General features: G+C 44.4%; 23 protein-coding genes, 1 other RNA gene and 1 riboswitch. Of the genes, 12 read left to right on the plus strand and 12 right to left on the minus strand.

Annotation, left to right across the window (positions count from 1 at the left end; translation table 11 throughout):
* Position 1: 1 nt before the first annotated feature.
* From ADP71_RS01050 to ssrA, 5 genes are all read right to left on the minus strand, one after another.
* On the minus strand, positions 2-253 hold the full coding sequence (locus ADP71_RS01050) for a helix-turn-helix transcriptional regulator (RefSeq protein ID WP_019957493.1): 252 nt from the start codon (positions 251-253) through the stop codon (positions 2-4).
* A 174-nt stretch (positions 254-427) separates the two neighbouring features.
* A complete protein-coding gene (locus ADP71_RS01055; protein ID WP_171460819.1) occupies positions 428-1,132 on the minus strand; it encodes a hypothetical protein in 705 nt (234 codons plus the stop codon).
* Positions 1,133-1,254: 122 nt separating this feature from the next.
* Positions 1,255-2,340, minus strand: coding sequence for an ATP-binding protein (locus ADP71_RS01060; RefSeq protein WP_171460820.1), 1,086 nt, complete (start codon positions 2,338-2,340; stop codon positions 1,255-1,257).
* An 81-nt stretch (positions 2,341-2,421) separates the two neighbouring features.
* The gene (locus ADP71_RS01065) at positions 2,422-3,615 is read right to left on the minus strand and encodes a tyrosine-type recombinase/integrase (RefSeq protein WP_171460821.1); all 1,194 of its coding nucleotides are present in this window, start codon (positions 3,613-3,615) and stop codon (positions 2,422-2,424) included.
* 253 nt (positions 3,616-3,868) lie between these two features.
* Positions 3,869-4,233: a transfer-messenger RNA gene (gene ssrA, locus ADP71_RS01070) on the minus strand.
* A 119-nt stretch (positions 4,234-4,352) separates the two neighbouring features.
* On the opposite strand from ssrA, the gene ADP71_RS01075 reads away from it, so the two are divergent.
* Positions 4,353-4,847, plus strand: coding sequence for a DUF1841 family protein (locus ADP71_RS01075; protein WP_019957498.1), 495 nt, complete (start codon positions 4,353-4,355; stop codon positions 4,845-4,847).
* 291 nt (positions 4,848-5,138) lie between these two features.
* Here the strand turns inward: ADP71_RS01075 and ADP71_RS01080 are convergent, their stop codons facing one another.
* Together ADP71_RS01080 and ADP71_RS01085 are read right to left on the minus strand one after the other, a co-directional pair.
* Positions 5,139-5,540, minus strand: a complete 402-nt coding sequence (locus ADP71_RS01080; protein ID WP_104931294.1) for a hypothetical protein — start codon at positions 5,538-5,540, stop codon at positions 5,139-5,141.
* Entirely contained in the window at positions 5,533-6,846 is a 1,314-nt protein-coding gene (locus tag ADP71_RS01085; RefSeq protein ID WP_171460822.1) for a homoserine dehydrogenase, read from the minus strand. The genes ADP71_RS01080 and ADP71_RS01085 overlap by 8 nt, the downstream gene beginning before the upstream one ends.
* A 118-nt stretch (positions 6,847-6,964) precedes the next feature.
* Here ADP71_RS01085 and ADP71_RS01090 point away from each other — a divergent pair, with 118 nt between their 5' ends.
* Positions 6,965-7,348: an Mth938-like domain-containing protein gene (locus tag ADP71_RS01090; RefSeq protein ID WP_104931295.1), complete on the plus strand. Its 384-nt coding sequence runs from the start codon at positions 6,965-6,967 to the stop codon at positions 7,346-7,348.
* Between the two features lie 50 nt (positions 7,349-7,398).
* Positions 7,399-7,443: riboswitch (PreQ1 riboswitch) on the plus strand.
* A gap of 82 nt (positions 7,444-7,525) precedes the next feature.
* The gene (locus ADP71_RS01095) at positions 7,526-8,188 is read left to right on the plus strand and encodes a 7-cyano-7-deazaguanine/7-aminomethyl-7-deazaguanine transporter (protein ID WP_019957502.1); all 663 of its coding nucleotides are present in this window, start codon (positions 7,526-7,528) and stop codon (positions 8,186-8,188) included.
* Positions 8,189-8,300: 112 nt separating this feature from the next.
* On the opposite strand, the gene ADP71_RS01100 is transcribed toward ADP71_RS01095, so the two are convergent.
* Both ADP71_RS01100 and thrB read right to left on the minus strand, forming a co-directional pair.
* The gene (locus ADP71_RS01100) at positions 8,301-9,701 is read right to left on the minus strand and encodes a hypothetical protein (protein ID WP_104931296.1); all 1,401 of its coding nucleotides are present in this window, start codon (positions 9,699-9,701) and stop codon (positions 8,301-8,303) included.
* Positions 9,702-9,714: 13 nt separating this feature from the next.
* Positions 9,715-10,638 carry a homoserine kinase gene (thrB, locus tag ADP71_RS01105; RefSeq protein WP_104931297.1) on the minus strand — a complete coding sequence of 308 codons (924 nt, stop codon included), beginning with the start codon at positions 10,636-10,638 and terminating at the stop codon, positions 9,715-9,717.
* Between the two features lie 206 nt (positions 10,639-10,844).
* Between thrB and lysM the strand changes: the two genes are divergently transcribed.
* From lysM to ADP71_RS01145, 8 genes are all read left to right on the plus strand, one after another.
* A complete protein-coding gene (gene lysM, locus ADP71_RS01110; RefSeq protein ID WP_019957505.1) occupies positions 10,845-11,321 on the plus strand; it encodes a peptidoglycan-binding protein LysM in 477 nt (158 codons plus the stop codon).
* A gap of 255 nt (positions 11,322-11,576) precedes the next feature.
* Complete coding sequence (gene rpsT / locus ADP71_RS01115; protein ID WP_019957506.1) at positions 11,577-11,840, plus strand: 30S ribosomal protein S20; 264 nt, start codon at positions 11,577-11,579, stop codon at positions 11,838-11,840.
* A gap of 83 nt (positions 11,841-11,923) precedes the next feature.
* Positions 11,924-13,039 carry a phospholipase A gene (locus tag ADP71_RS01120; protein ID WP_019957507.1) on the plus strand — a complete coding sequence of 372 codons (1,116 nt, stop codon included), beginning with the start codon at positions 11,924-11,926 and terminating at the stop codon, positions 13,037-13,039.
* A gap of 261 nt (positions 13,040-13,300) precedes the next feature.
* Complete coding sequence (locus ADP71_RS01125) at positions 13,301-14,554, plus strand: IS256 family transposase (RefSeq protein ID WP_104931213.1); 1,254 nt, start codon at positions 13,301-13,303, stop codon at positions 14,552-14,554.
* Between the two features lie 47 nt (positions 14,555-14,601).
* The gene (locus tag ADP71_RS01130) at positions 14,602-15,621 is read left to right on the plus strand and encodes an ABC transporter permease (RefSeq protein ID WP_019957540.1); all 1,020 of its coding nucleotides are present in this window, start codon (positions 14,602-14,604) and stop codon (positions 15,619-15,621) included.
* A gap of 14 nt (positions 15,622-15,635) precedes the next feature.
* On the plus strand, positions 15,636-16,544 hold the full coding sequence (locus ADP71_RS01135; RefSeq protein WP_171460823.1) for an ABC transporter permease subunit: 909 nt from the start codon (positions 15,636-15,638) through the stop codon (positions 16,542-16,544).
* Positions 16,544-17,545, plus strand: coding sequence for an ABC transporter ATP-binding protein (locus ADP71_RS01140; protein WP_019957538.1), 1,002 nt, complete (start codon positions 16,544-16,546; stop codon positions 17,543-17,545). The genes ADP71_RS01135 and ADP71_RS01140 overlap by 1 nt, the downstream gene beginning before the upstream one ends.
* Positions 17,542-18,519: a dipeptide ABC transporter ATP-binding protein gene (locus ADP71_RS01145; protein WP_019957537.1), complete on the plus strand. Its 978-nt coding sequence runs from the start codon at positions 17,542-17,544 to the stop codon at positions 18,517-18,519. Before ADP71_RS01140 ends, ADP71_RS01145 begins: the two co-directional genes overlap by 4 nt.
* 98 nt (positions 18,520-18,617) lie before the next feature.
* Here the strand turns inward: ADP71_RS01145 and ADP71_RS01150 are convergent, their stop codons facing one another.
* The 3 genes from ADP71_RS01150 to ADP71_RS12930 form a co-directional block, all read right to left on the minus strand.
* The gene (locus ADP71_RS01150) at positions 18,618-19,541 is read right to left on the minus strand and encodes a MetQ/NlpA family ABC transporter substrate-binding protein (protein ID WP_104931298.1); all 924 of its coding nucleotides are present in this window, start codon (positions 19,539-19,541) and stop codon (positions 18,618-18,620) included.
* Between the two features lie 91 nt (positions 19,542-19,632).
* Positions 19,633-20,955 (minus strand): NAD(P)/FAD-dependent oxidoreductase, encoded by a 1,323-nt coding sequence (locus ADP71_RS01155; RefSeq protein WP_104931299.1) that lies wholly within the window; start codon positions 20,953-20,955, stop codon positions 19,633-19,635.
* 368 nt (positions 20,956-21,323) lie between these two features.
* Entirely contained in the window at positions 21,324-21,923 is a 600-nt protein-coding gene (locus ADP71_RS12930; RefSeq protein ID WP_019957534.1) for an OmpA family protein, read from the minus strand.
* A 188-nt stretch (positions 21,924-22,111) separates the two neighbouring features.
* Here ADP71_RS12930 and glyQ point away from each other — a divergent pair, with 188 nt between their 5' ends.
* The gene (glyQ, locus tag ADP71_RS01165) at positions 22,112-23,017 is read left to right on the plus strand and encodes a glycine--tRNA ligase subunit alpha (RefSeq protein WP_104931300.1); all 906 of its coding nucleotides are present in this window, start codon (positions 22,112-22,114) and stop codon (positions 23,015-23,017) included.
* Positions 23,018-23,047: the final 30 nt, after the last annotated feature.

Consider the following 23,047-nt stretch of genomic DNA (forward strand, 5'->3'; position numbering starts at 1 on the left):
GTTAAGCCTTTTGCTGTGCTTGCTCAGCAAGCCATTGTCGAACTTCGCCAGCAATATAAAAGCGGCAACGTGTGCCAATGACTTGGCGTGACCGTGGAAACAGACCTCTAGCCTCTAAACGGCGGATATGGCTTTCAGATAAACGGGTGTACCCACGTTTGTTTTTTGATGGACTACTTGCCAATTCTTTCAAGGTTAATTGTGCGTTGCTCGGCAACATGTCCAAGTTGATAATACTGTTTGAAGCTTGCATAAAAATGCCCTCATGGTTAATAGCTGTACTGAGATGTCAGCAGCTTTCATGAGGGGTAATTTACTTTATGTGTAGTGGGTTAAATCAAATGATTTCGGGTTTAACCATTTTAAGTTTTCAGGGTTTAACCTCTCTAAAATCCTTATGTTTATTGGATTTTAAGGTTTAACCCTATTATTTGAATTTTGGCGGTCTGGCGATTGCATCAATCTGACTTACAATGTTTTTAGATGTAAGTTCATCTCCAGTCACTTCCCGATATACTCTTTTGATTTCATCAATAACTACAGGCTGCTTTGGCGGTTTAGATCCATCCTCTAGTTTGTCCCATACATCTTTAGAGATGCGTGTTAATACTTCATAAGATGGGTTTTTATGTTTTGGGATGTAGTCAATCTGCTCAATTTTAACAAGTGGCTTACTATGTGATTTAACCGTAATTATTTCAGTGGTTACTGATGTATTTTGCTTATTTTCACTTGCTCGTAAGGATGCTCTTAAACTTGGGTAACCTTGCTTTTTTGTCCATTCAATTAAAGCTGATTGCATAATCGTTGTTCTTTTTATATCCACAGCCTCACTGGAAAATGATTGGCTTGGATCTACTTCATAGGATTCATGGCCGTAAGAATGATAATCAAATAAATACAATTCATAAGGTTGTAGAGTTCGAAGTGAAATACCGCCTAAAAAAGCTTGTAAGGCAATGGCTGTGCGTCTAAATTGCTTAGGATGTACCTGTTCCCTTGCCATCGAGTAATCAAAAAATGCAGGATCAATTCCTCCCCAAATTAGAGAGGCCTGTTCGAGTGTCCATATTGGAGCGTATCGCCAATCCGATAAATCTGGTAAATCTGAAAATTTTATTTCCTCGTTCATTGCATACCCTTTAATGTCTTTAATGTGCTATTCCCTTAGAAATGAGTAACCATGCCAACGATTAAGGGTTATCGCTTTCACCTTTGATAGCTAATCGCGGGCTAGGCATGGTTAAAGTTGGTTTACTGTTCTAAGTTACCTAAAATCCAAGTTTTCAATGCGGTGCTGTTAATTTGAAGCGCATTGGTTGTGTCGCGGGTAATTAGCTCTTGTCGCTCTAAACGTCTGATACATCCCTGTACATTGGCAGTTGATACGGTATCAATGCCTAATGCCTCTGCGTAGTGTGTTCTTGAGGCTGCGGTATATGGCGAGGTATTACCGCTTGCAATATCGGTTAATAACACTTTATCCAGTGGCTTTAATCCAGCCCATAAACCTGAGTAGTCGGACAATTCTTGTATCTGTTCTAATCGGATATCGGCTGCATCCTCAAGGCTAAGGGCAGGGTTTACAATCATGTCTTGCACAATTGCCCGCATGTACATAGGTGTTTTTTGCAGTCGTTCAAATACTTGATAAAAAGCAGCCTTGTCGGTGGCGTTGCCTGTCCTTTGTTCGTAAATGTCGGCTAGAAAGTCGGTAAAGTCTTGCCCCAGTGTCGGGAAGTCCAAAGAATGGGCAAAGTGAAAGAAGGGGGCTTTGCTGTCGTTGAATATGGCTTTTAAGCCGTTGGTACTGCTACCCGTGAATATGGTCTTAATCTGGTTTTGATTAATATCAAGGCCAGTACGCAATGAACGTATTAGGTCTTTCGTATTGGATGCTCTGGCAAGCTCTTGTACTTCATCCAGTAGTAATAGGGTTTGGCGTTTATCATTGGCGATATGGCTAATAATGTTACTTATTGGCGGAATGGTTTGAGGGGATTCGTTCCGTTCAATTTCCACACCCATTGCCGCGATTTTTTTCACGCCAGCAAAAAAGGTTTTTGCCTTTTCAGTTGGCTTATTGGTTGCAAATTCGTACAAAGCGGCTTGGAATCGTTCGGCCAATGTGTCGGGGTTGTCATCCATGAATGAAAAATAAAATACGTTGAAGCCTATTTGCTCGGCCATTGGCGCAATGTCTTGTAGCAAAAATTGGGTCTTACCCATGCGACGCGGTGCAAACAGAGTAAAGGCATGGGTGATGCCATCATGTAGACTGGTTAGCAATTTTTTTGCATAACTTGCTCTCGGAAAATATAGAGGGTCTGAGTGCTTCATAATATTCTCTAGCTGTCAGGAGTTAGCAGCAATTATACAATTAATAGCTAATTAGTCATCTAAAAACTAATTTTGGCTAATTTAAGGTTGCTGTAATTTCAAACCATCTAAATAATCCGCCCATGTTTGCATCATGGTTCGTCTGTCATTCAAATACTGAGCATGGTTGTATGTGCCACGTATTTCATTATTGTCTTTGTGGGCCAATTGCGCCTCTATCCACATTGTATTAAAGCCCTGTTCATGCAATAGGGTAGAGGCTGTATGTCGCCAGCCATGCGGGGTAAATTGCCCTTTATAGCCCATGCGTTCTAATGCTTTGCGTGTTGCCCCCTCACTTAATGCCTGTTTGGTGGCGTGATTCCAAAATACATACTCAAAGCGTCCTGAAAAAGGCTTCAAATCCTCAAGAATGGCAATAACCTGATTGCTTAAAGGCACAACATGGGCAATGCCGTTTTTCATTTGGTCGGCTTCTTTTGTCCATAGTCCTGCCTCTAAATCCAATTCAGACCAACGCATTAGCCTAACTTCGCTAGGCCTTGTAAAAACATAAGGGGATACTCTCAGCAAAGCCCTAACGGTTGGAGTGCCATTCCATTGGTCAATGTTGGCCAATAGTTTGCCCAATTCTTTTTCATCTGTAATTGATGGGTAATTTTTGGAAACGTGGGTTTTTAATTCACTTGATAGATCGCTTGCTGGATTGAATACACACAGGCGCATTTTGACACCATAGGCAAATACTTGGCGCATGACATCTAAAACACGGTGGGCAGTATCACCCTTGCCCCCAGCTTCGATATTCTTGGCAACGGTTAAAACGTCTAAAGGCATGATTGCCCCCAAGTCCTTGCCCCCAAGATAAGGGAATACATGTATTTCTAGGCTTCTCAATATGCGGGTGGCGTGTCCAGTAGTCCACCTGTTGTTATCGTCTTTGCGGTTGTTGTGCCATTGCCTTGCTATCACCTCAAACGTATGGCTATTGTCTACCTGTGCAATTTGTTGTTTGTGGTGTTGCTTTGGGTCTATACCGTCTTGAATGAGGCTTTTGGCTTCTGCTTGTAGGATTCTTGCGGTTTTTAGTGATATGTCGGGATAACGCCCAAAAGTGAGCCTATCTTCTTTTTTGTCGTGTGGGCGGCGATATTTAAGTCGCCATTGTTTTGAACCGTTGGCGTATATCTCTATGTATAGCCCGCCACTGTCTGCCTTTTTCATGCTGCCTTTTTCAGGTGGCTTGATGGCGTTTATTTGTTTGTCTGTGAGCATTTTGGGGGCAAGCCTTTTTGTTTTAGTACATTGTTTAGTAACAATATTTTTAGAATTTGGCTATTTTTTGCCCCATTTTTGGTATTGTTTTTATGATAAAAAGAAAGGGGCAAACTGTTGTTGCCCCCAATTTTGCCCCCAAAGTGTGTGAGCTGTCCAGAGTATTGCTGAATATTGCAGCGTGTGAAATTAGCCTGAAATCCAATAAAAACAAGGGTTACCAGCATTGCTGATAACCCTTGGAATCTGTGTTTGGTGGAGGCGGGGGGAATTGAACCCCCGTCCGAAAACCCTCTACGAAGCGTTCTACATACTTAGTCTTGTCTACTTAAAATCTCATTCAAGCTCCGCCGACGGACAGGCTGAGATTGAACCAGTCACCTTAAGTCTCATCAATGCTTAAGTAACCCAAGCACCAACCAGTCAATGTGAATGACGTTGCGGAGGGTTTAACCCCTCATGGTCCATTGACCAACCATTGCAACGGCTAAGCCTTAAGCGGCTAAAGCGTAAGAATCGTCGTTTGCGATTATATATTTTTCAGTGTTTTACGAGATTCTGAGATCTCGGTATGCCCGCATCCGCTTTGCAATCCCCGTCGAAACCAAGATCGCCCCCAGATGTAAGAACTGTATTGTACGACAATCAGGTACAATACGCCAGTTTAATCACTATTTTTTCAGGACGCTTGTCGATAACATGGATTGAAAACAAGCGCCCTGTAATGGAAAATTACCATGTATGACGTCAATACCCACGACGTGCGCCGCTATTTTGCGCATGTTTGGCAAAATCGCCTGAATCCTTTGCAATTGGATGCTCTGCAACAAAAAGCCTTACGCATTATTGAGGCACATCCCGAATACCAAGTGTATTTAGAGAATATTGAAGATTATTTGGATAAAAATTGGACGCCAGAAGAAGGGCAAACCAATCCGTTTTTGCATTTGTCTTTGCATTTGTCCATTCAAGAACAAGTTGGTATTAATCAACCTTTTGGCATTCGTACGATACATCAAAAATTGGTCGGTATGTACAATGATAATTGGGTTAAAGCTGAAGATGAAATGATGGAAGCATTGGTCGAAACCATTTGGCAAGCACAGCGCCACAATCAAGGTTTGGATGTGAACGCTTACATGACGCGTTTGCGCCGCTTGGTGGGCTTGGGTGAAGAAGATGATCGTCGCTTGAATCCGCATGAAGTGCAAAACCATTTTGCTAAGAAATAGTAAGTTTTTGTAATGGCATTGTTCGGCATAATATTGGCACACCTATTGCTATAATTTAAATTGTGTGTAGTGTGTATATTTGGTTTGTGTGGCCTAATATATAAAAACTCAGCCCGCATACCAATCATTTCTATAAAAATGATTGGTATGCGGGCTGAGTTTTTGTGCTTGCTAGTACAAAAAAAGGCATTACACTTTTTTGATTATTAATGATTGACTTGGTTGTATTAAAAAAGCGTCCTGTAAGTTTTTACAGGACGCTTGGAAATGCTTCAAATGAATACGAAATCATTATTTTGATTTAGGTGCAAATTCTTGTAAACATTGCTCATGGCGTTGTTGAAAACGCAGAGCGCCACCCATTTTTACCATGCGCTGTTCTGCAGATAAATCGCCAAATTTGCGAATTTCCGTTTCGCTCATGGGTTCAAATACAGGGAACAAAACGCATTCACAATATGCTTGAGGCAGCCATGAAGTATCGCCGCTGTAACTAAATTTTTTCAACTCCGCTGACCAGTTGGGTGCAGCAGGCGCGCTTTGAGTACAGTTGGTCACAAAACCATTGATAATATTGTTTTTTCCCAAAACGGTATATTTCATAGTGAAAAACAAAACAATAAATGACAAAATGATAATCCAAAGCCAAATCCGAATGGTTTTGGCTTTTTTGGGTAAAGCAGGATTAGCCACTAAATGGTTCCATGCGTATCATCACCACTGGCGTTACCACACGCTGTAAGTTTTCAATGCGCTCAATCGCTTCTTTGACATCGCGCTCTAAAGCCGAGTGGGTCAAAATCACAATTTCTGCTTCTTGGTGGTCGGTGGCTTTTTGAATCAAGGCTTCTACTGAAATATTGTGCTGAGCCAACATTGAAGTGATGGCTGCCAATACGCCCGGTTCATCGGTGCTGGTAATGCGCAAGTAATAGCTGCTGCGAATGTCATCGATGCTGATGGCAGGCAAAGTTTGTACTTGATCTGGTTGGAAAGCCAAATAAGGAACACGTTGTTCTGCTTGAGAATCCATTAAACGACAAATGTCTAAAATGTCTGCCACCACTGAGCTGGCAGTTGGCAAAGAGCCTGCGCCCGGGCCGTAATGCATGGTGACGCCTACCATATCGGCTTTGACCAATACCGCATTCATCACGCCATCGACTTTGGCAATCAAACGCTCTTCAGGAATCAAAGTCGGGTGTACACGCAATTCTACGCCATCTTCACGACGGCGAGTGATGCCCAATAATTTAACGCGGTAGCCCAATTCTTCAGCATATTTGATGTCTTTGCCTTCTAATGTAGAAATGCCTTCTAAATAGCATTTAGAGAAGTCTAAAGGCACGCCAAACGCCACAGACGACATGATGGTCAATTTGTGACCAGCATCATGACCTTCAATGTCAAATGTCGGGTCTGCTTCGGCATAGCCTTTTTCTTGGGCTTCTTTCAATACATCGGCAAAATCACTGCCTTTGGCGCGCATTTCGCTCAAAATAAAGTTACTGGTGCCATTGATAATGCCAGCAATCCATTCAATTTTGTTCGCTGCCAAGCCTTCACGCAAAGATTTGATGATCGGAATGCCGCCTGCAACGGCTGCTTCAAACATCACCATCACATTTTTTGCTTTGGCAGCTGCAAAAATTTCGTTACCGTGTTCAGCCAATAATTTTTTATTGGCAGTCACCACATGTTTGCCATTGGCAATGGCTTGTAACACCATGTCTTTGGCGATGGTTGTACCGCCAATTAATTCGACAATGATATCGATGTCTGGTTGATTCACCACTGCGGCAGCATCTGCCGTAATGGTGATATCGGTATCGGTACCAATGATTTCTTGGGCTTTGGTCGTGTCTCGGCGTGATACCATGGTGACGCGCACATCGCGGCCTAAACGGCGGCTGATTTCACTCGCATTTTCGCGCAATACTTGGGCAGTGCCTCCACCGACTACTCCCAAACCGATAATCCCGACATTGATGGGCTTCATGCATACTCCTACTAAGGGGTTTACTTTAGATGACAAACAAACTGATAAACAAACCCGTCATGCTAGCGTAAAATGCCCAATATTGCACCTTTAAAATCAAGCAAGAAAGAAACACACTATGGATTTTACCGAACACAATCAAGGCGACGTATTCCGCGTTGATGCTTATGATGCGGGCAGTATTGAGGTGGCTGGTCAAACTTATACCCAAGCCATTTTGGTTAAAAACAACCAAGTTTTGCCTTTGGATTTGGCAACGTGCCAAGAAATGACAGAAGAGTTATTGAGCGAATTATTGCAGCAATCTCATCAACCTGAGTTGATTGTGGTTGGAACGGGAAATAAGCAGCAATTTTTACCTCCTAAATTGCAAGTCTTGATTGCCAAAAATCGCATTGGTTTGGAAATGATGGCCACACCTGCGGCATGTCGCACGTTCAATATTTTGCTCAGCGAAGACCGTAAAGTTTGGGCGATTTTGTGGCCCACGCAAGCGTCGTAACGGTTGTTGTACGTCTTTAGAATAACGTATAATCTTTCGCTGTTATTTTGACACAAGTGGTTCGTAACCCTCCCACTATAAAAAACTAGGCGTCTTACAATTGGTTCTGTCCCAGCGGTGTTGTGTACACCGCTTTTGTCTGTTCGCCCTGGTTGTAACTTAAATCAGGAATCTATTATGTATTCATTTTCTTCTACCCAGCGCCAAAAGGCGTTGTATTGGTTGTGTTTTTGGCATATTTGTGTGATTGCCGCCAGCAATTATTTGGTTCAATTTCCCATTCAAATCGGCTCTATTAATACCACTTTGGGCTCTTTTACTTATCCATTCATTTTTTTAGCGACAGATTTGACCGTACGTATTTTTGGCAGTCAAATGGCTCGCAAAATCATTTTGATGGTGATGTTGCCAGCGCTGGGCTTGTCTTATGTGATTTCGGCGTTGTTTGTGGATGGACAATGGCATGGTTTTGAAGCCATTCATACCTTTCATTCTATGGGCGCGCGCGTTGCGGTAGCGAGTTTTATGGCGTATTTGGTAGCGCAATTATTGGACATCAAAGTCTTTAACCGTTTGCGTGAATCCAAAACATGGTGGTTGGCACCTGCTGTGGCAGGCTTGGTAGGCAGCGCTATTGATACGTTTGTATTTTTCTCGGTGGCATTTTACCAAAGTGCAGATGCATTTATGGCCGCCAATTGGATAGGCATAGGTATGGTGGATTATTTGTGCAAATTGGTGATTGGTGCTTGCTTGTTTTTGCCGGTTTATGGCGTATTGTTGCAATACTTGTTGCGAAAATTGACGATTTTGCAAAAAACACCAGCACAATTGGTTTGAACCTGATGATGTTGGAAGATTGAATCAGGATGTTATCTTCATAATACTTACAGGACGCTTAACGAATATTAAGCGTCCTGTAATGTTTTGTAGGCTGATTTGAAAGACCAAATTACTTATTGCGTTTGTTGCGAAAGAAATCCGTCACCGATTCGGTACGCATGCGAGTGAGCAAGGATTGCTGCTCTTCATCGCTAGCTGGTGTTGCATCAGCAGGTGTTTCTGATGTCGCTTCTGTTTCTGTTGCCAAAGGTGTATCGGCTGCTGTTTTGTTATTGCGGAAAAACTCAGAGACAGATTCGGTGCGCATGCGTTGAAATAAAGACTGTTGGGTTTCGATTTCTTGAGTGGCTTCAGTCTCGATTTCGTTGGCAGAGGCTTTGGTTTCTTTGGTTGTGGTATCGGTTTTATTGTGACGGAAGAAATCTGTCACCGATTCGGTGCGCATGCGTTCAAACAAAGATGGCTCATTGCTGTTTGATTCGGTAATGTTATTTTCTTTTTTATTGTTACGAAAGAAGTCGGCTACCGATTCGGTACGCATGCGTTCAAATAAAGATTTGGTTGCATCGTTGATGGATTCCATTTCAGTGTCTGAAGTCTCTTGCGCTGTTGTATTGCTTGCAACTTCTTCTAATTGATCCAATTCAATGGAGATGATGTTGTCACCCAAATGGTGTTTAGAAACCGCCGCTGCTAAAGCTGCGTTTGCTTGTGCATCATAAATATAACCCCGTTGTTCCCATTGGGATTGGTCTGTGGTTGACATGTAATACAGCATCAAATCTGGAAGTGCTTTCGCTTGTTGCTGCAAATCTTGGCTGCCCAAAGTCTCACATGCACACAGCGTTAATTCCTCTAGTTTTGAAAACAAATTTAAAGCAGGAAATTCGCGTAAATCAGGAACATGGTGCAATTCCAATTCCACCAATGGCAATTGCGTCAAGGTCTTGCTCATGTTGATGGGACCTTTGATAATCAAAGTTTCCAAGGATAAAAATGGCAGCAATTGTAAACAATCAAATGGTATTTGTTGATGTCTATTCCAAACGATATCAATGTGTAACTCTTTGATATGGTATAAATTCGGCAAATTAGGGATGCGCCCATTGTGCTTGTCAGCTTTGAGAACTATCAGTGGCAGTTGATGCTCGTTAAAGAGCGGTTTAAACCATTCGCTGCCATGAGTGAGATGAATCTCACTGAATGAGGCATCATCGCAGCGCAAAGTCAAAGGTGCCAATAAGGCAAGATGTAAAATGACATGGTTTAAACCCGATACTTCTACGTCTAAAGCTACAAGAGGTTGCCATCTGACCGACAACACGCCGACTTTGCGTGCAAATTCAAATACACCGTGATCGTTGCCGATATAGTGAATGAAATTGGCACGCAAAGGCAAATAGTTTTGCCATTGCGGATTGTCGCTGACAATCAGCATGTCTTTGGTTTCATCAATCTGAATCGCTTCAGCATAATGTGACGGCACGATGTAAATGCAGCGAACACTCATGGCAAAGTCCTATTTATTGTTGTTGTAGCTTCAAAAGCAAATCGCGGAAGACATCTGGATTTTTGGTAAATGTCAATTCGCCAGCTGGTGGAAAATGGTAATCTAATAAGCGCGATACCCAAAAACGAATACAGGCCGCTTCTTGTGCCAGCGGCAAATATTGCTGCTCGGCTTTGCTCAATGGGCGCACGCTCATATAACCTGCCAACAAAGCGTCCTGAAACTCTGCATCAATGTGATTGGCATCGGTGCGAGCCCAATCATTGAGCGCAATGGCCAAGTCATACATAAAATTGCCATGACAAGCATAATAAAAATCAATGAATCCTGCCACATCATCACCATGTAATAATACATTGTCTTTGAACAAGTCGGCATGAATGATGCCGCTAGGCAATACACTGTCATCATGGGCATTCAGTTTGGCGATGGTGTCTTTGAGCAGTGTTGCATCCACATAACTCATCAATGGTAGCAAACGTTCACATTCCTTAGTCCACCAAGCTTTGCCGCGAGGGTTGTCCATATGTTGTTCAAAATGGCTGCCAGCGATATGCATCTTGGCTAACATTTTGCCCACAGAATGGCATTGTTCTGCGGTAGGATGGGCAACATCAGCGCCATGTAAGCAGCTGACCAAGCAAGCAGGTTTGCCCGCCAAGTTGGCATCTAATTGACCATTGATTTGGGCAATTGGTTTAGGGCAGGCGACATTGTTTTGACTCAAATGTTGCATTAATTGTAAATAAAATGGCAATTCGTCTTGGCTCAATACTTCAAATAAGGTCAAGACAAAACGTCCTTTTGTTGTGGTGACGAAATAATTGGTATTGGTGACGCCTTGCGCAATGCCTTTAAGGTTGGTGAATTCACCCAAATCGTAATGAGACAAAAACGAGCGCATTTGCGCTTCAGAGACAGAAGTATAAACAGACATGAGCTGAAGACCAGAAGACGGACAAAACCTGATGATAACAAAAATTATGGAATCAGTAGATGGATGCAATGATCATTTCATGCCAAATTAAAAAAAACATGCTAAGGTAGCTATTGTAATCTGTGTCGTCTTTAAAGGGCTTTGTCGTACAAAGCCTCATTCAAGTGACATTTTAGTCATTAAATGGTTTCAGTAAGGAGTGAGAAATGGGATTGTTCAGTTTTATCAGAAATGCAGGTGAGAAATTATTTGGTAAAGATGAAGAGGAAGTGCAAAAAGAAGCGACTTCTAATTTGCCAGAACTCAATCGCAAAGCTGCAGAAGCCATTCGTGCTCATGTTGAAGCACAAGGCTTGGGCTTGCAAGGTTTGGTTGTGTCGTTTGATGGTACAACAGGTTTGGTCACTTTGTCGGGCAATGCACCTAGCCAAGAAGCCGCTGAAAAAGCAGGTTTGGCAGCGGGCAATGTTACGGGTGTGTCCAGTGTGGACAATAATTTGATTGCACCAGTGGAAGAGCCTTCGCAATACCATGATGTGGTTAAAGGCGATACTTTGTCTGGCATTTCTAAAAAATATTATGGCAATGCCAATTTGTACATGAAGATTTTTGAAGCCAACAAACCATTGCTCTCGCACCCAGATAAAATTTATGTGGGTCAAAAATTGCGTATTCCTAAGTGATGTCAATTTGATGTTACATTGAGCAAAAAAAGCGTCCTGTAAAACATTTACAGGACGCTTTATTGCGTTTTTAACAGCATGAATTCGCTTAATATGCGGCTTTAAATGCTGTGTTCTGTGGGTTTTTAGTCAGAATTTGTCGCATCAACCACCAAGTCATGATGAATCATATAATTAACGCTTGTCTGAAAGTGGTTAAGCGTTTAAAATTGCACGTTTACAGAAATTTATTCTTTATATTATTAGGAGACATCCATGGCAAATAGCGCACAAGCTCGTAAGCGCGCCCGTCAGGCAATCAAACAACGCGCTCACAACGCTAGCTTGCGTACTGCTTTCCGTACTGCAGTAAAAAAAGTAATCAAAGCTGTTGAAGCTGGTGACAAAGCTGCTGCACAAGAAGTATTCCGTGACTCTACTCGCGTTTTGGACCGCATTGCGGACAAAGGCGTGTTCCACAAGAACAAAGCAGCTCGTCATAAGAGCCGCTTGTCTGCTAAAGTTAAAGCAATGGCTTAATTTTAGCGAATATGCTTAAAAGGCTCCGCTTTGCGGAGCTTTTTTTTGCTATCTATGCTCATAGGCATTTGGGGAGAAATTGCATGCAAAAATTATCTAAATTGGCTGCGGCAATCTGTATGCTAAGCAGTTCGCAATGGGTTTTGGCGCAAAATATCAATGGTATTGAGCAATGTGTTGCCATTGGTGACAATGTCGCGCGTTTGGCTTGTTATGACCGTATGGCAGCCGTAGATGGAAAAGTCTCAAAAACGGTCAAAGCGGTAGATTTGGAAAAAACAGTGGCGGCTAAGTTGGAAAACAGCGATGCTCAAATTGTTTTTACAGATACCGATCACCAAGCCCAATTGGCCGATATGGATGCAGAATCTTACATCAGTGATACGTATACGCCTTTGAGTCAGGCGTGGGATCTCGATCGCAATCACGACAGCGGGATTTTTTCCGTGCGTGAGCACCATCCAATTTCCTTGATGCCTGTTTGGTACAATTCTAAACGCAATAACACGCCTCAATCACCGACACGTCAAGCCGCTCAAGCATCTACCGATGGCGATCAAAACGTCGAATCACGCATGCAAATTTCATTTAAAACCAAATTGGCCGAAGATTTATTCAGCACACGTGCTGATTTGTGGTTTGGCTACAATCAAGTATCGCATTGGCAAGTGTATAACCGTGATAACTCCGCTCCATTTCGCAATACCGATTACGAGCCAGAATTGATTTTGACCCAACCGGTGAAAATGAATTTGCCATTCGATGGTCAATTGCGCATGTTGGGTGCGGGCTTGGTGCATCAATCTAATGGTCGCACTGAGCCTTTGTCTCGTTCTTGGAATCGAGCTTATGTGATGGCGGGTATGGAATGGGGTAAATTGTCTGTGATGCCGCGCGTGTGGGTGCGTGTTGATGGCGAAGACAGTGACGACAATCCTGATATTTCAGATTATATGGGTTATGGTGATATCAGCGCTACTTACCAATTGCCCAACAAAAAATCTGTCAGCACTTTGGTGCGTTTGAATCCTGCCACAGGCAAAGGTGCAATACAGGCCGATTATACTTTCCCTATCAAAGACAAACTTAAAGGCTATGTGCGTTATTTTGATGGTTATGGCATGAATTTATTAGACTATAACCATTACAATCGCAGTATTGGCATCGGTATCAAACTGACGGATTGGCACAGTTTGTAGCAAAAGTGTAAACTCATGCACTTGCGCACAGACACCTCAAGGAAAATAACAGTATGTCGTCACAGACAACATCAGACAAGAAAAGCAAATTTTCATTAAAGCGTTATTTGCTCACCGGTTTATTAGTATGGTTGCCCATTGTGGTGACATTGTGGGTTATCTGAGCTATAGTCATTTCTGGTGTATGACGAACAAATGAAGAAGGCGTATCCTGTTGATTGATTTCCGACCAAAGATTTCAACCAACAAAAGGAATACGCCATGACTGATTCTAACCCAAATGCATTCGTACAACCACAGCAAACATTCAATGACCCATTGACCGATTTGCTGCGTCAGGGAGCCAGGGAGTTGATTGCCAAAGCAGTTGAAACCGAATTGCAGATTTTGCTGGAGCAACACTCACCCAAGAAACTTCCCGATGGTCGCCAAGCATTGGTCAGAAATGGTTATTTGCCGGAACGAACAGTGCAGACTGGCATTGGTGATGTACAGGTGAAAGTGCCGAAGGTACGAGATCGCAGTGGTGACGGTGTGTGTTTCAACAGTCAATTGTTGCCGCCTTATTTGAAACGTACCAAAAGCATCGAAGAATTGCTGCCATGGCTGTATTTGAAAGGCATTTCCACAGGTGACCACCAACAAGCTTTGGCGGCTGTATTGGGAGAGCAGGCCAAAGGCTTGTCAGCCAATACCATCAGTCGTTTGAAGCAACATTGGACGGACGAACATCGGCAATGGAGCCAGCGGGATTTAAAGGGCAAACGCTATGTGTATTGGTGGGCCGATGGCATTTACAGCAATGTGCGATTGGACGATAGACTGTGTTTGCTGGTCATCATTGGTGTGACTGATCAAGGACATAAAGAGTTGGTGGCGGTTGAAGATGGTTATCGGGAATCTGAAGTCAGTTGGTCAGAAGTGTTGATAGGCTTGCGTTTGAGGGGTTTGGAAACCAGTCCAAAATTGGCGGTCGGCGATGGTGCGTTGGGCTTTTGGAATGCCATGGCCAAGTCTTATCCAGACACCAAACATCAGCGCTGTTGGGTGCACAAAACGGCCAATGTGTTGGCAGCCGTACCCAAATCGGTACAAGGCAAATTGCGAGAGGCTTTGAAAGAAATTTGGATGGCCGAAACCAAAGAAAGTGCAGAACAAGCCTTCAAACAAACAGTGGCTCGCTTTGGTGACAAATACCCCAAAGCCATTAACAAACTGGTGAAGGATGAAGAAGAGTTATTGGCATTCTATGACTTTCCAAATGTGCATTGGACGCACATCCGCACCACCAACCCGATTGAATCCACGTTTGCTACCGTACGATTGCGTAGTAAGCGGGCTAAAAACTGCGGTTCCAGAGAAACCACTTTGGCGATGGTGTACAAATTATTGGAAACGGCCCAAAAGCGTTGGCGCCGGATTCAAGGATTCAACTTATTGACCTTGGTGGTCAACAACGTCATCTTCAAAGATGGCAAGCAGGAAGACGAGCAATCAACAGAGAAAGCGGCCTGAATGCCATACACCAGATTTGACAATAACTCTCCCACAAGGAAGTGCATATGTTTTCTTTTATTTGTAAACGGATCTTACTGCTGATTCCGATTTACATCGGCTTGACCCTCTCCACCTTCACCTTGGTTCGTATGGTGCCAGGAGACATTGTGCAAGTTTTAATGGGTGAAAGAATGGTCGATCCAGAATTACATGCCCAAGCCATGAAGCGCTTAGGGCTAGATCAACCCTTGCCGGTGCAATATTTTGACTATCTCACCAAAATTTTAAAAGGTGACTTTGGCAATTCTTTCCGCGACCGCAGCCCGGTTTTGAATGACTTTTTCTCTCATTTTGTACCCACTTTAGAGTTGGCCATTTGCGCCATCTTGATTGCCAGTGTTTTGGGAGTTTCATTTGGCATTATCGCTGCACTCAAACGTGGCTCGTGGCTAGACTACACATTGATGAGTGCTTCTTTGGCTGGCTACTCGATGCCTATTTACTTATTAGGTCCAATTTTAACTGGTATTTTTGCGCACTACTTGGGCTTGTTGCCCGTGTCTGGCGTCATCAGCGTAATGCAATTTTTAGATGTTGAGCCTTATTATGGCTCATGGTTATTGGGTTCTTTCTTCAGCGACCAACCAGGGGCATTTTGGGACGTCATCAAACACTTTATCTTGCCATCCATTGCCTTATCAACCATCCCACTAGCCATGATTGCCCGCATGACCCGCTCTGCTATTTTAGAAGTTTTGGGTGAAGACTACATTCGTACCGCCAAAGCCAAAGGTCTGTCCCCGACTCGCATCGTGCTCGTTCATGTGATGCGCAATGCTTTGATTACCGTTGTCACTGTCATTGGTTTGCAAATGGCGACTTTACTGGCAGGCGCAATTTTGACTGAGACCATTTTTTCATGGCCGGGCGTTGGCAACTGGTTGCTCGATGGCTTTCACAATCGCGATTACCCTGTGGTGCAAAACGGCATTTTATTAGTCGCCACCGCCTTGATGCTCATCAGCTTGCTGGTAGACATTTTGTACGGCTTGATTAACCCTCGCATTCGCCACGCGGCCAAATAAGGAAGGGCTTTTATATGTCACAAACGACCACCCCCGCCACAGCCGCCAGTTTAACACCACCCAAACAGTGGCAACAATTTGTCAGTGCTTTTATGAAAAACCGCGGCGCAGTCATTGGCTTATTGGTCTTGATTGCTTCCATCATCATCGCACTTTTCGCCCCGCTCATCGCCCCACACAACCCATATGAATTGTTTCAAGGCAAAGAGCAATTGCCACCTGTCTTCATGGAAGGTGGCGACAGTACGTTTTTATTGGGTACGGACGATGCAGGACGCGATACCTTGTCACGCGTCCTGTACGGCGCACGCTATTCTTTGTTCATTGGTTTGTGTGCCACCACTTTGTCTTTATTGATAGGCGTCAGTTTAGGTTTGATGGCCGCATTTTGGCCCAAGCTTTTAGGAAAATTCATCATGCTCATCAATGACATTTTGATGTCTTATCCAAGCTTGCTATTGGCCATCATCATCGCCGCCATCTTAGGGCCATCGATGACCAATACCATTTTAACCATTGCCTTGGTGTGTTTGCCGCCATTCATCCGTTTGACCCGTGCCACCGCTATGGTGGAATTGCAACGCGATTATGTTACCGCTTCTCGGGTCATGGGTGCGGGCACCGTGCGTTTGTTGTTTGTCACCATTTTGCCCAATTGTATGGCGCCGCTGATTGTACAAGCGACCATGGTCTTTTCTTCGGCAATTTTGGAAGCTGGTGCCATTGGTTTCTTAGGCTTTGGCGTTCAACCACCCGATGCCGAATGGGGTGCGATGCTCGGCACAGCACGCCAATACATCCAAAGCAATGTGTGGTTGGCGATTTTTCCAGGTGTGGCAATTTTCATTTCTGCATTGGCAATTAATTTGACTGGCGACGGTTTGCGCGATGCCTTAGATCCAAAACTCAAAGAGGTATCATAATGACAGAACCTTTATTACACATAGACCATTTGAGCGTGGTGTTTGGCAAAGGCGAACGGGCTTTTCGTGCAGTCGATCAAGTGAGCTTGTCTTTACAAGCGCAAGATGTGTTAGCCGTAGTCGGAGAATCGGGTTCTGGCAAATCAGTCACGATGATGGCATTGATGGGTTTATTACCCAGCAGCGCCAATATCCACGCCAACAGCTTGCGTTTTAATGGCCAGGATTTGCAAGCCATGAGCGCCAAGCAAAAGCGTCAAATCATCGGCAAAGACATCTCGATGATTTTTCAGGACGCTATGAGCAGCCTGAACCCAAGCTTCACCATCGAAACCCAAATCAGCGAAGTTTTAAAAACCCATTTGGGTTTAAAAGGGGCAGCCGCTCACCAACGCTGTATTGAATTGCTGCAACTGGTGGAAATTCCCGATGCCAAAAATCGTCTCAAAGCCTATCCACATCAATTATCAGGCGGCATGAGCCAACGGGTCATGATTGCGATGGCTTTGGCGTGTGAGCCCAAATTGTTGATTGCCGATGAACCGACCACCGCACTGGATGTAACGGTACAAGCACAAATTATGGATTTGTTGCGCCGCTTACAGCAAGAACGACATATGGCGATGATTTTAATCACACATGATTTAGGTTTGGTAGCAGAAAATGCCCATGAAGTGGCGGTGATGTACGCAGGGCAAATGGTGGAACGCTCACACGTTGCCAAAATTTTCAAACGCCCTGCCCATCCTTATACCGAAGCTTTGCTCGCTGCCATTCCTGAATTGTCTATTGGTCAAAAACGCTTGCATTCTTTACCAGGGGTCGTACCGAGCCAATATGACCGCCCACAAGGTTGTTTGCTGTCACCGCGCTGCCCTTATGTACATGAGGCGTGTCACCAGCCCGTGTTGTTGCAAAACAGCCCTTTTGGACAAGTGCGCTGCGTTTATCCTGACATCAGCGCCATTTCCACCTCTCAAATCACGGGAGTTTCAGCATGACCCATTCACAAAACATCGTGCTCAGCGCCCAACAATTGAGCCGCCATTATCAAATTCCACAAGGCTTTGGCAAATCCAAAGCCACTGTCAAAGCCTTAAATGGCGTGTCGTTTGAATTGGCGCAAGGCAAAACCTTGGCCATCGTGGGCGAATCTGGTTGTGGTAAATCCACGCTCGCCCGACAACTGACTTTAATTGAAGAACCCACTGGTGGCAGCTTGTATGTCAATGGTCAAGACACCACCCATTTGAACAAAAACGCCCAAAAAAAACTGCGTACCGAAATTCAAATGGTGTTTCAAAACCCATACGGCTCATTGAATCCGCGCCATACCATTGGTTTTCAATTGACCGAACCTTTGGACATACACACATCGCTGAGCAAAACAGAAAAAAAAGACCAAGTGGAAGCGATTATGAAACAAGTCGGCTTGCGACCTGAACATGTAGGGCGCTATCCGCACATGTTTTCAGGCGGCCAACGCCAGCGCATCGCCTTAGCGCGAGCGATGATGTTGAATCCCAAAATCATTGTTGCCGATGAGCCCACTTCCGCTTTAGATGTGTCAATTCAAGCACAAGTATTGAACTTGTTCATGGATTTACAGGACGCTTATCACACCGCTTATGTGTTCATTTCACACAATTTATCGGTGGTGCGCCATGTGGCGGACGATTTGATGGTGATGTATTTGGGCAAAGCGGTGGAACACGGCCCCAAAAAAGCCATTTTTGACAAACCTTGCCATCCCTACACACAAGCTTTGCTCGCTGCCGCTCCCAGCTTGAACGGTCATCAAGCCCAAATCAAGCTTGCAGGCGAATTGCCCAGCCCTTTGAATTTGCCGCAAGGCTGCGCCTTGCATTTGCGTTGTCCTTTTGCCCAAGAAACGTGCGGCCACAGCGAACCTGAGCTGCGTCCATGGCAAGGTCGCTTGGTTGCCTGTCATCGTTTGGAAGAGATTGCCGCTTAAAAAGGATATTTCACCATCAATGCATTAAGCATTGTATAAAATCAAGCGTCCTGTAAAACATTTACAGGACGCTTGATTGACAATCACATTACGTCAAATCAATGGGTTGCAGAAGCTGCTTGCAAAGCTTCAGCTGAGCCTTCGCTGGCACCTGATTTACCCGCGACTTTCCACTGTACTGGGTATTTGTAACCTGGATAAGTTGCAAACGTGTATTTTTTGAACTCATCTGACTCATAAGCTGCGATGACATCTTGCGCCCATTTGCTGTCTTTGTCAGCGGTACGGAATGCGCCCCAGTTCACATACGCATAGCTTGGCTCTTGGTACAAAGCATCGGTCAATTTCATGCCGCTGCTCAAAACGAAATTACCATTGATAATGGCATAATCGGCATCAACGCGCGCGCGTGGCAAATTCGCCGCTTCCATCTCAATCAATTCTACTTTTTTGATGTTCTCAGCAATGTCTGCTTTAGACGCTTGCAAAGCATTGACATTGTCGTTCAAACGAATCCAACCCAATTCACTCAACATCACAATGGCACGGGCAAAATTCGATGGGTCATTCGGTACGGCAACTTTGACACCTTCTTTGACTTGGTCTAGCGCGGTCAATTTGCCTGCATACAAACCCAATGACGAAGTCGGCACTTGGAAACCCATGCTCAAAGGCAATTTGTGTTCGGCCACAAAACTGTCAAAATACGGTTTGTGTTGGAATACGTTCACATCCACCGCACCCTCAGCCAAAGCCATATTTGGGGTTACATAATCATTGAATTCGGTCAATTTGACTTGATAGCCTTGCTTTTCCAAAATTGGCTTAATGGAATCTTTCACCATGTCACCAAAATCGCCCGCAGACGTACCAATCACAATTTCTTTTTTCTCAACATCCACACTCACTGCACTACCAGACGCTTCTTTGGCCGCAGGCGCAGCCGCTTGTGGTGAACAAGCAGCCAAACCCAAGCTGACAAAAGCCGCAGTCAAAGTCATCGTCGTTTTCAAGCCCAACATACATCTCTCCCAATGCGCCGCAGCGCCACTACTTCAGTCTAAAAAACACAGCAATGCTGTGGCTGATGCGTAAGAGCCATCAGCTGCTCCGTCAAATATCCAAACCCGCAGTTTGCTGCTCTTTATGGATGCGCCATTTGGCACCTAAGCTGCGAAATGGCTCAGGTGGTACTTTGGTTGGTTGGCTGGTTTGGCGAATAAACTCCAAAGCCTCGCTGTTATTGCCATGCATCATTTCTGCCATGTAATAACCCAAATACGTTCCCTTAGCCACGCCCACACCGTTACAACCACAAATCACATACACATTGTCTTGCGGCTGTGCAAACACCGATTGGTAATTCATCGTCACCGCCAACACGCCGCCCCAAGTGTATTGAAAATCCACTTGTTTCAAAAATGGGAAACGCGCTTCAAACGAGGCACGATGTTGTTGCCATGCTTGTTGGCGCTGCTGCTCGCTAGAATGTTGACTAGGATTGAATTCCAAAATATTGCGCACTAAAATACGGCGGTCTGGCGTCCATCGAACCGTGGTCCCCGCAGGATGTGCCGAAGTCACACCCCAAGGCTGAATATGATGAAAATGTTTTTGCCACAAATGTTCTGGTAATGGGTCGGTTAAGCTGCCATAGGTGAATACAGGCGCGATGGTATTTTTGGTCAACGCACTGGCATCGGTAAATGAGCTGGTACATTGCACCATTTTTTTGGCATGTAACACGCCACCTACCGTATGCAATTTAATTTCATCGCCATATTCAATATGAATGATGGGAGAACGGGTATAAAAATCGATGTGTTCTTGCAAACCCAAAGCAATACCGCGCACCAAAGCCGCAGGATTCATCAAAATATTACCCGGTGTGAAAATACCTTCTTGATAATAATCTGTTCCCAAACGTGCCGCCAATGCGTCCCGCTTGAAGCGTTGATAAGCATCTTGACGTTTTTGCAACGAGGCTTCAAACGCATCCAAACCGGCTAAATTGGCGGTTTCTTTGGCAACCAAATATTTGCCAGCTTGGTGCCACAAACAATCAATTTGAAATTGCTCACGCCAATTTTGCAAACGCTCAATGGCAAACGCATTCAATCGGCGAATGTGTGCATCTTGTTCAGGCGTGTTTTCTTGAGCATCGACATTGTGAGGCAAATCAATGATGAATCCGGCATTGCGGCCTGAAGTGCCTTGCCCCACATCCAAAGCCTCCACAACGGCAATGGTTTGATTGGGATACAATTCCTTCAAACGCTGCGCTGCTGATAAGCCCGTAAAACCCGCGCCCAACACCACAATGTCTGCGCGCTGCTGACCTTTTAAAGGTCGTCCAATACTTTGCTTGACATTGGCAGCCGTCAAATACCAACCCAAATCCCCATCCACTTGCGGCAAACACTTGATTACACCCATCACACCTCATCCCAACAACTGCCCGTCAATGTCATTTTGTTGCTGACACATGCCATTGACACGCCAATTCATTTATTTCGAATAACAAACTCTGAGCAATGATGATACAAGTTTAAAATAAGCAATTGGTTGTTATTCATACACATCTAAATAAAATCAGCATAAAATATTTATTAAATGCCAAAAATCCCAATGTTCATACCAAGATTGAGCATTTTTTTGCCATGATTGTGACTTGTTTACATCGAAAACAACGCTTTATGCGCCTCTTATGTAGATTCATAAACAACAAAATATTCTATTTTTGAACATTTAAAAAAGCGTCCTGTAAACATTTACAGGACGCTTTGTATGCCATTTCAATTCATTTATTTCAAAACCACTTCCACGCGACGTGCCTCAGCATTTTCGCCTGTGCCTTCCAATACTTTTGGTTTCACCAATTCAATGTCTTGCTCAGGCACACCCAATTTCACCAATGCATCACGCACCGCCTGCGCTCGTTCCTTAGACACGCGCTCATTCACTTCCAACGAACCCGTACTGTCGTGAAAACCCGACACTTGTGCTTTTTTGCCTTGTTTCACGCCTGCAACTATGGCTTCTAAAGCCTCATCAGCACCGGTTGCCAAAGCAGTTTGACCTGACGCAAAATAAAATTTCACCGTGCCTTGTTCTACCACCACGCGCGCACCGTCACTCTCCACCGCAGCCACAGGCTCACTCGCACTCGCCATCACAGCAGGTTCAACGATGACCAAACCATTGGCTTCTGCAATTTCTTGGCTGTCGGCTGTGGCAGGCTGCTCAGCCACCACATCGCTTGCTGACGGTGCTTGATTTTCTTTGGCATCCACCGCAATGGCATAAAACAACACGATTGCCGTCACCGCACCCACCAACGTACCGAGAAACAAAAACAATTTACGTTGGGTCTTTAAATCTTCATCTTCATTATCGAACGACACCTGACACTCCTTGTTACTTCTATCAATGGGAACAAAATCAAACTGAACTTTTCAATAAAACCAAAGCATTATACTGTTTTTTATTTTCTATGCGTATGTTTTGCCATGCAATCGGCGCCGTTCACTACCCACTGTCCGCTTGATACAGTAGAATAAGCCTATTTACGACTACCTCTAAAGTCCGTTCCATGTTGACCTTTCAAGAAATCATTTTCAAATTACAATCATTCTGGGCAGCCCAAGGCTGTGTGGTTTTACAACCATTTGACTTAGAAGTCGGCGCAGGTACATCCCACCCTGCCACTTGCTTACGTGCTTTGGGCCCTGAACCTTGGTTTGCCGCTTATGTACAACCTTCACGCCGCCCTAAAGACGGTCGTTATGGCGATAATCCAAACCGTTTGCAACACTATTACCAATTTCAGGTCGCTTTGAAACCCGCTCCTGACAACATCCAAGAATTGTACTTACAATCGTTACAAGAATTGGGCTTGTCTCCTTTGGAACACGACATCCGTTTTGTCGAAGACGATTGGGAAAATCCTACTTTGGGCGCTTGGGGCTTGGGTTGGGAAATTTGGTTAAATGGTATGGAAGTGACGCAATTTACCTATTTCCAACAAGTTGGCGGCATTGATTGCTCACCTGTTTTGGGTGAAATCACTTACGGCATCGAACGCTTGGCGATGTATTTGCAAGGCGTAGAAAATGTGTACGATTTGGTGTGGGCAAAAACCTTAGATGGTCAAACCGTCACTTATGGCGATGTGTACCACCAAAACGAAGTGGAACAATCGACGTACAATTTTGAATATTCCGATGCTGAATGGTTATTGGGTCAATTCAACCAATACGAAGCACAAGCGCAACGCATATTGGCAGTGGAAGACGCATCTTTGGCTTTGCCTGCTTACGAATTGGTGTTAAAAGCAGGTCACACTTTCAACTTATTGGATGCGCGCGGCGCCATTTCTGTGACCGAACGCGCCACTTACATTGGTCGTGTGCGTGCGTTGAGCCGCGCTGTGGCACAAAAATACGTCGACAGCCGCGAAGCTTTGGGCTTCCCATTGATTAAAAACGCCGACAAATAATATTAAAGCGTCCTGTAAACCCAATCTGTT

The organism is Vitreoscilla sp. C1, from assembly GCF_002951955.2.
GTDB classification, from domain to species: Bacteria; Pseudomonadota; Gammaproteobacteria; order Burkholderiales; family Neisseriaceae; genus Vitreoscilla; species Vitreoscilla stercoraria.

Bases quoted from the DNA above. Each gene is read 5' to 3' on its own strand.
- ADP71_RS01050 (WP_019957493.1), bottom strand. From the start codon at position 253: ATGCAAGCTTCAAACAGTATTATCAACTTGGACATGTTGCCGAGCAAC.
- ADP71_RS01055 (WP_171460819.1), bottom strand. From the start codon at position 1,132: ATGAACGAGGAAATAAAATTTTCAGATTTACCAGATTTATCGGATTGG.
- ADP71_RS01060 (WP_171460820.1), bottom strand. From the start codon at position 2,340: ATGAAGCACTCAGACCCTCTATATTTTCCGAGAGCAAGTTATGCAAAA.
- ADP71_RS01065 (WP_171460821.1), bottom strand. From the start codon at position 3,615: ATGCTCACAGACAAACAAATAAACGCCATCAAGCCACCTGAAAAAGGC.
- ADP71_RS01075 (WP_019957498.1), top strand. From the start codon at position 4,353: ATGTATGACGTCAATACCCACGACGTGCGCCGCTATTTTGCGCATGTT.
- ADP71_RS01085 (WP_171460822.1), bottom strand. From the start codon at position 6,846: ATGAAGCCCATCAATGTCGGGATTATCGGTTTGGGAGTAGTCGGTGGA.
- ADP71_RS01090 (WP_104931295.1), top strand. From the start codon at position 6,965: ATGGATTTTACCGAACACAATCAAGGCGACGTATTCCGCGTTGATGCT.
- ADP71_RS01095 (WP_019957502.1), top strand. From the start codon at position 7,526: ATGTATTCATTTTCTTCTACCCAGCGCCAAAAGGCGTTGTATTGGTTG.
- ADP71_RS01100 (WP_104931296.1), bottom strand. From the start codon at position 9,701: ATGAGTGTTCGCTGCATTTACATCGTGCCGTCACATTATGCTGAAGCG.
- thrB (WP_104931297.1), bottom strand. From the start codon at position 10,638: ATGTCTGTTTATACTTCTGTCTCTGAAGCGCAAATGCGCTCGTTTTTG.
- lysM (WP_019957505.1), top strand. From the start codon at position 10,845: ATGGGATTGTTCAGTTTTATCAGAAATGCAGGTGAGAAATTATTTGGT.
- rpsT (WP_019957506.1), top strand. From the start codon at position 11,577: ATGGCAAATAGCGCACAAGCTCGTAAGCGCGCCCGTCAGGCAATCAAA.
- ADP71_RS01120 (WP_019957507.1), top strand. From the start codon at position 11,924: ATGCAAAAATTATCTAAATTGGCTGCGGCAATCTGTATGCTAAGCAGT.
- ADP71_RS01125 (WP_104931213.1), top strand. From the start codon at position 13,301: ATGACTGATTCTAACCCAAATGCATTCGTACAACCACAGCAAACATTC.
- ADP71_RS01130 (WP_019957540.1), top strand. From the start codon at position 14,602: ATGTTTTCTTTTATTTGTAAACGGATCTTACTGCTGATTCCGATTTAC.
- ADP71_RS01135 (WP_171460823.1), top strand. From the start codon at position 15,636: ATGTCACAAACGACCACCCCCGCCACAGCCGCCAGTTTAACACCACCC.
- ADP71_RS01140 (WP_019957538.1), top strand. From the start codon at position 16,544: ATGACAGAACCTTTATTACACATAGACCATTTGAGCGTGGTGTTTGGC.
- ADP71_RS01145 (WP_019957537.1), top strand. From the start codon at position 17,542: ATGACCCATTCACAAAACATCGTGCTCAGCGCCCAACAATTGAGCCGC.
- ADP71_RS01150 (WP_104931298.1), bottom strand. From the start codon at position 19,541: ATGTTGGGCTTGAAAACGACGATGACTTTGACTGCGGCTTTTGTCAGC.
- ADP71_RS01155 (WP_104931299.1), bottom strand. From the start codon at position 20,955: ATGGGTGTAATCAAGTGTTTGCCGCAAGTGGATGGGGATTTGGGTTGG.
- glyQ (WP_104931300.1), top strand. From the start codon at position 22,112: ATGTTGACCTTTCAAGAAATCATTTTCAAATTACAATCATTCTGGGCA.